We start from the raw sequence: 5,761 nt of genomic DNA, 5'->3' as shown, positions 1-5,761 counted from the left end.
GGCAGATTGGTTTAGTCCATAGCGCAGTAACATGGCGGTACTCAGCACCTGCGCCAACGGATTAGCGAGATCTTTGCCTGCAATATCGGGAGCCGAACCATGAACTGGCTCGAATACGCCCAAACCAGTCGCACCTAAACTCGCCGAAGGCAACATCCCAATACTACCTGTCAACATCGCCGCCGCATCCGAAAGGATGTCGCCGAATAGATTGCTAGTGACGATCGTATCAAACTGTCTGGGCGCGCGCACGAGTTGCATCGCCGCATTATCGACATACATGTGCGTCAGTTCGACATCAGGATAATTGGGAGCCATCGCCACTACTCGATCGCGCCATAATTGAGAGACTTCCAACACATTCGCCTTATCTACCGAACAGAGCTTTTTCGTCCGTTTTTGGGCAGTTTCAAACCCGACTTTGGCAATGCGATCGATCTCGCTTTCAGTATATGCCATCGTATTCACACCCCGCTTTTCACCAGTCTCCGTCGTGAAAATCCCTTTGGGTTCGCCAAAATACACGCCGCCAGTAAGTTCTCGGACTACCATGATATCGACCCCTTCGACTACCTCCCGTTTGAGGGTAGAAGCGTCGATAAGCTGGGGTAAAATTGCCGCAGGTCTCAAATTGGCAAATAGACCCAGACCCGCTCTCAAGCCCAATAAGCCTGTCTCTGGGCGCAAGTGACGCGGCAGATTGTCCCATTGATAACCGCCGATAGCTGCTAGTAGTACCCCATCACTTCGCTTGCAAGTATCTAAAGTGGCTGCTGGCAAGGGTTCGCCCGTGGCTTCGATCGCCGCTCCACCAATTAGCGCCGTGGTAAATTCAAAATTCAAATCCTCTTGTTTAGCGATAACCGCCAACACATCTACCGCCACCGCCATAATTTCGGGGCCGATCCCATCTCCAGGTAAAAGTGTGATGCGATAAGTTTGACTCATGTTGCTTGCTATGGGTATCGATAACTTGATATTCTACTGGCGATCGGGACTTAGAGGGTAGGCTTTAGGCTTTAGGCTTTAGGTTTTAGGCTTTAGGCTTTAGGTTTTGGAAAAAATAATATTCCAAACAATAGGGTGTGCTATGGCGGAGCGTAACGCACCAAAATAATCCCATCTCATCAAGCGAGAATTTATTATGCGCCGCGATTCAATTTTCTACCAGTTATTCCGGCAGTCGCCCACTTTATTGTTCGATTTATTGCCGCAGCCGCCAGCAAATGCTCAAAGCTATATCTTTGAGTCAATCGAGGTGAAGGAAACGGCATTTCGGATCGATGGGGTATTTTTACCACCCAATCGAGCCGGAATAGTTTATTTCTGCGAGGTGCAGTTCCAGCTCGACGAGCTGCTGTATGAACGGATGCTCAGTGAGATTGCTATTTACACCTATCGCAACCGCGAACGATTTGCCAATTGGCAAGCGGTGGTAATTTATCCGACTAGAAACACAGAACAATCTCGCACCGACATGGCGCGAGAATTCTTGGACAATGGACGAATTCAGCCCGTGTACTTGGATGAGCTGGGTGAAGTGGAAAACTTACCAACAGGCTTAGGCTTGATGGTATTGACTACGCTGGAGGGCGAACAGGCTACATCTGTCGCTAGGGGCTTAATCCAACGGGCACAAGGCAGCCAGGATATAACCTTTGTTAGTATCAACGATTATCATTTACAAGTTTAGTAATCTAAGTAGAGATGAGGTGGATGCGATGTTAGGAATTGAGTTAGAACAAACTAGAGTTTATCGAGAAGCCGAGCAGCAGGGAGAAATAAAAGCAACACAAGCTTTAATTTTGCGGTTGCTAAATCGACGGGTGGGGAATGTGTTGCCAGAAGTTGAAATGAGAGTTAAAGCTTTACCTCTGTTGCGGTTGGAGGATTTGGGTGAGGCGTTGTTGGATTTCAGTCAGATGAGCGATTTAATGGCTTGGTTGGATGCTAATCAGATCGATCGAGTCTCATAGTTCGATCGAAGATCGAGCATTTGCAGCCTGTGTATTTTCGTTGTCTGAACTATGATTAGACTGAATTAGCAGATGGACTATGACGATTTGCTAGAGCGCGATCTTGGTTCATCATCCAATCCGATAAATCATAGTTCAAGCCCACTAACTACAATGTCGCAATAACACGATCGGTATTTGACTGCCGCTACAAGTCGATCGTTTTAGACACAAGCTAAACTGCTAAAATCTTGGCTAGTGCCAATACCGATCGCCAAACTCCCACACCCTAATTCATGACCCACTCCAACGAAGATGCCACCCGCGTGCGGGTTTTAAGTGAAGCCTTGCCTTACATCCAAAAATTCGCCGGACGTACCGTAGTGGTCAAATATGGCGGTGCTGCGATGAAAGATAGTACCCTCAAGGATCGGGTGATTCGGGATCTGATTTTTATGTCCTGCGTTGGTATTCGTCCCGTCTTGGTGCATGGTGGGGGGCCAGAAATCAATAGTTGGCTGGAGAAACTGGGCATCGAGCCGCAATTTAAAGATGGTTTGCGGGTAACGGATGCGGCAACGATGGATGTCGTCGAAATGGTGTTAGTCGGACGCGTCAATAAAGAAATCGTCGCGTTAATCAATCAGGCTGGTGGTAACGGAGTAGGTTTGTGTGGCAAAGATGGCAATTTAATCATCGCACGTCCCGATGGACGCGAGGGAATTGGGTTTGTAGGTGAAGTAAGTGGCGTGAATGTAGACATTCTCAACTCTTTAGTCAAGAGTGGTTATATTCCCGTCGTGTCGAGTGTCGCTGCTGATGAAAACGGACAGGCTTATAATATCAATGCGGACACAGTTGCTGGTGAAATTGCTGCGGCGCTGGGAGCTGAAAAACTGATCTTGATGACGGATACCCCCGGCTTGATGCGCGATTTTAAAGATCCAGATACTCTAATTCGCCAGTTGGATATCCAAGGTGCGCGGGCGCTGATTGAAGATGGTACCGTCAGCGGCGGGATGATTCCCAAGCTTACCTGCTGTGTCCGCTCGCTCGCGCAAGGTGTCAAAGCCGCACATATTATCGATGGGCGATTGCAGCACTCGCTATTACTCGAAATTTTCACAGATACGGGTACTGGCTCGATGATTGTTTCTTCTGGAATGGGGCAATAATGTCGAATTGGGGTGACAGATGTTGTGAGGTAAAAGGTAAGAGGTAAGAGGTAAGAGGTAAGAGGTAATTATCTTGTAGTGGGACGACACGACTAAAACTGTGGGCATTCATAACGCTGAAAAATACAATGAGTAACATTTTGAGCGTTGGCGCAGCCTCTCTGAAAGAGAATCGCTTTACCCACATTTTTAGCCAGTAGGGTGGGCAGTGCCCACCACAAGGGTTATGGGAGATTGCCAGTAGAGTTGTAGAGTCTTTACTAGTGATTAAAATTATGTGCCGACTTGTTTACCTGTTGAGTGCTTGCATCCTTTCATCAGTATTAGCTAAGATCGGATGACTACGTGTCGTGAAGGACTATTAATGCGATCGAGCATTTTTACTTGCGAACAATTACCTAATAACTCGGTGCATTGCCCACATCGTAGATTTCAAGCGTAAAGTTATCACATCTTAAAAATCGAAATGACCTTCGATACCGACTATCAATCTGGACAAATCGCCTTCGAGCGGGGACAATATCGCCAAGCTGTTAAATATTTATTGGCTGCGGTGGCACAAGTGCAACCCAATAGCAAGATTGGCGGTGAAGTACAGGTATGGCTCGTTACCGCCTTTGAAGCCGCCGGACAAATTTCTGAAGCTAAAGCGCTGTGCCAAAAACTCGCCAACCATCCCAATTTGGAAACTCGTCAGGCGAGTAAAAGATTGCTGTACATCATGCAGGCTCCTGAATTGACGCGGCGGGACGAGTGGCTGACGCAAATTCCCGATCTATCACATTTAGAAGGTGAAGATGGCAAACCTGGTGTCAATCGTACACCTACTGCCCCATCGCCAGCACCACCGCGATCGCTCGAAGAAAAATATGCACCTGTGGATCTGAGTCAGGTCAATACCAAAGATAATAACTTCATCTCGATCGCCTTAATTGTGACGATGATGACGCTAATGGGATTGTGGGTAATGGCGAAAGGCTGATGGTAGTTGCTCTACACTGGCAAATTTACGAGCTGCTGGAAATTAAATTAGCGATTGAGATCGAAATTCCTGTTTTAGTGAGGTGAGGAGATCTTTGCTACCCTCACCCAAAAATAAAATACCACCGAAATAGCTTCGGTGGTATCGAGATTGGTTGAAAATCATTCAACCGTTGGTACTAGGAGTTACCGTTTTTATTGCCGAGAACTTCTGATTTGAAACTATCGATTTCGTCAGTCAGCTCTTTTCTAGTCGAAGCTTGCAGTAAATAACGATACACAAACCAGCCAGTGTATCCAATGCCTACCAACTCAAAAGTAGGTGCGAGTAGCGGAATTTCATTAATTGCCGATAAAATGGCTAGCGTCAGTTTGACACCGACAATAATCCCAAAAAATAACCCCAGCGTAATTACAGCACTCTTGTTACTTTTGTAAATTTGACCGAGATAAGTCGGGAGTTCGGCAAGCACATCCGTCACTTGCTTCGCCCAATCAGGTAAATCGGCTGTCGATAGATTGGGTGAAACTTTGGTAATAGAGCCTGCTCCAGTGTTTAATCCCAGGGGATTTGCGGGAATATCAATTGTGGAAGTTTCTACGGATTGAGTAGATTCTGGTGTATCGCTCATATTTTATTAGTCCTTATTTCAAAATTGACAGAGCTTGGTAAATCGTCATCGATTTGTGCTGAACATAGCGATCGAAACAATTAATTATGCAAATTTTATCAGTTTTAGCTACTCGATCTCAGGGTAAAACTAATCTGAGAGTAACATAATTACACCAAAACCTAGCTACTAGCCAAGCTGCCGATACTGTATGGATCGAGTCCGACAATCAATTTATTGTTTACATTATAAACGCACCATCCCCAATCTTCGATCGCCCGATCGGTCGATCTGTATTGAAAATTATTACCGATCGACATCGGGTTTGACTGTAAACTGGCTGTAATAGAATGAATGAGATTCTACCACGTCAGTGCTAACGTACTGCTGCTGTAGCTAATTGACGGCTTGCCAGATTGCTAAAATCTTGGCTCCAGAGCAGTTCGCAGGAGTTGTTGGGACTCTCGATAAGTTTTACTTTGTGGAGCTGTGCGCCGAGTTCCCGAATCGGCTGCTCGATTTGGTAGCCGATGTAGACAGCAATGTTTTCGGCTGTCGGTACGACTTTGGCAAAATGTGGAATGTCTTTGTTTAGGAAGGTATGATCGAGAGGTTCGACAGCATGTTGATCGACTAGTTCGTGGAGCTTCACCAAATCGACAATCATCCCCGTACGAGCGTCGATTTCGCCCGTAACGGTGACTTCGAGATGATAATTGTGTCCGTGTCCATTTACCCGCGCACACTTGCCATAAATCTCACTATTTTGTTCGAGTGTTAGGCTCTCCAACGCGAGTCGGTGCGCTGCGCTAAAGTGAGTACCGATAGTCAATGATGCTTCCATGTCTTTACCTGTATATTCTGCGAAGAGTTCGGGATGTTCGTATAACTGAATGCGGACGAGCGGAAAATGCGGTGCTAGCTTCTGCCAAATTACCCTAGCAATATTTTCGGTGGTGGGGAGCGTTTGTCCAAATTCTGGCCACACATCGTTGAGAAAGCTATAGTCTAGTTGTCCGGTAACTTCTTTTTTGATGAC

General features: G+C 46.4%; 7 protein-coding genes. 4 read left to right on the top strand and 3 right to left on the bottom strand.

What is annotated here, in order from left to right; translation table 11 throughout:
- A partial coding sequence (gene leuB / locus RMO52_RS20855) for a 3-isopropylmalate dehydrogenase (protein WP_310418126.1) occupies window positions 1-948 on the bottom strand: 948 nt, incomplete at its 3' end.
- Between the two features lie 196 nt (window positions 949-1,144).
- On the opposite strand from leuB, the gene RMO52_RS20850 reads away from it, so the two are divergent.
- The 4 genes from RMO52_RS20850 to RMO52_RS20835 all read left to right on the top strand — a co-directional run bounded on the left by RMO52_RS20850 (window position 1,145) and on the right by RMO52_RS20835 (window position 4,112).
- The gene (locus tag RMO52_RS20850; protein ID WP_310418123.1) at window positions 1,145-1,693 is read left to right on the top strand and encodes an Rpn family recombination-promoting nuclease/putative transposase; all 549 of its coding nucleotides are present in this window, start codon (window positions 1,145-1,147) and stop codon (window positions 1,691-1,693) included.
- Between the two features lie 28 nt (window positions 1,694-1,721).
- Window positions 1,722-1,976 (top strand): DUF4351 domain-containing protein, encoded by a 255-nt coding sequence (locus tag RMO52_RS20845; protein ID WP_310418120.1) that lies wholly within the window; start codon window positions 1,722-1,724, stop codon window positions 1,974-1,976.
- A 275-nt stretch (window positions 1,977-2,251) separates the two neighbouring features.
- A complete protein-coding gene (argB, locus tag RMO52_RS20840; RefSeq protein ID WP_310418115.1) occupies window positions 2,252-3,130 on the top strand; it encodes an acetylglutamate kinase in 879 nt (292 codons plus the stop codon).
- Window positions 3,131-3,596: 466 nt separating this feature from the next.
- A complete protein-coding gene (locus RMO52_RS20835) occupies window positions 3,597-4,112 on the top strand; it encodes a tetratricopeptide repeat protein (RefSeq protein WP_310418112.1) in 516 nt (171 codons plus the stop codon).
- A 178-nt stretch (window positions 4,113-4,290) separates the two neighbouring features.
- Here RMO52_RS20835 and RMO52_RS20830 read toward each other — a convergent pair whose 3' ends face one another.
- Window positions 4,291-4,743, bottom strand: coding sequence for a CAAD domain-containing protein (locus RMO52_RS20830; RefSeq protein ID WP_309741880.1), 453 nt, complete (start codon window positions 4,741-4,743; stop codon window positions 4,291-4,293).
- Window positions 4,744-5,098: 355 nt separating this feature from the next.
- Window positions 5,099-5,761 (bottom strand): 6-carboxytetrahydropterin synthase (locus RMO52_RS20825; protein WP_310418109.1); only part of this gene is annotated, 663 nt, incomplete at its 5' end.

The organism is Chamaesiphon sp. OTE_8_metabat_110 (assembly GCF_031382685.1).
GTDB lineage: Bacteria > Cyanobacteriota > Cyanobacteriia > Cyanobacteriales > Chamaesiphonaceae > Chamaesiphon.
The sequence above is the reverse complement of the archived record's forward strand: the minus strand, read 5'-3'. Positions and strand labels throughout refer to the sequence as shown.

What these genes read in the sequence shown, in the direction of transcription:
- RMO52_RS20850 (WP_310418123.1), top strand. Translation starts at nt 1,145, where the DNA reads ATGCGCCGCGATTCAATTTTCTACCAGTTATTCCGGCAGTCGCCCACT.
- RMO52_RS20845 (WP_310418120.1), top strand. Translation starts at nt 1,722, where the DNA reads ATGTTAGGAATTGAGTTAGAACAAACTAGAGTTTATCGAGAAGCCGAG.
- argB (WP_310418115.1), top strand. Translation starts at nt 2,252, where the DNA reads ATGACCCACTCCAACGAAGATGCCACCCGCGTGCGGGTTTTAAGTGAA.
- RMO52_RS20835 (WP_310418112.1), top strand. Translation starts at nt 3,597, where the DNA reads ATGACCTTCGATACCGACTATCAATCTGGACAAATCGCCTTCGAGCGG.
- RMO52_RS20830 (WP_309741880.1), bottom strand. Translation starts at nt 4,743, where the DNA reads ATGAGCGATACACCAGAATCTACTCAATCCGTAGAAACTTCCACAATT.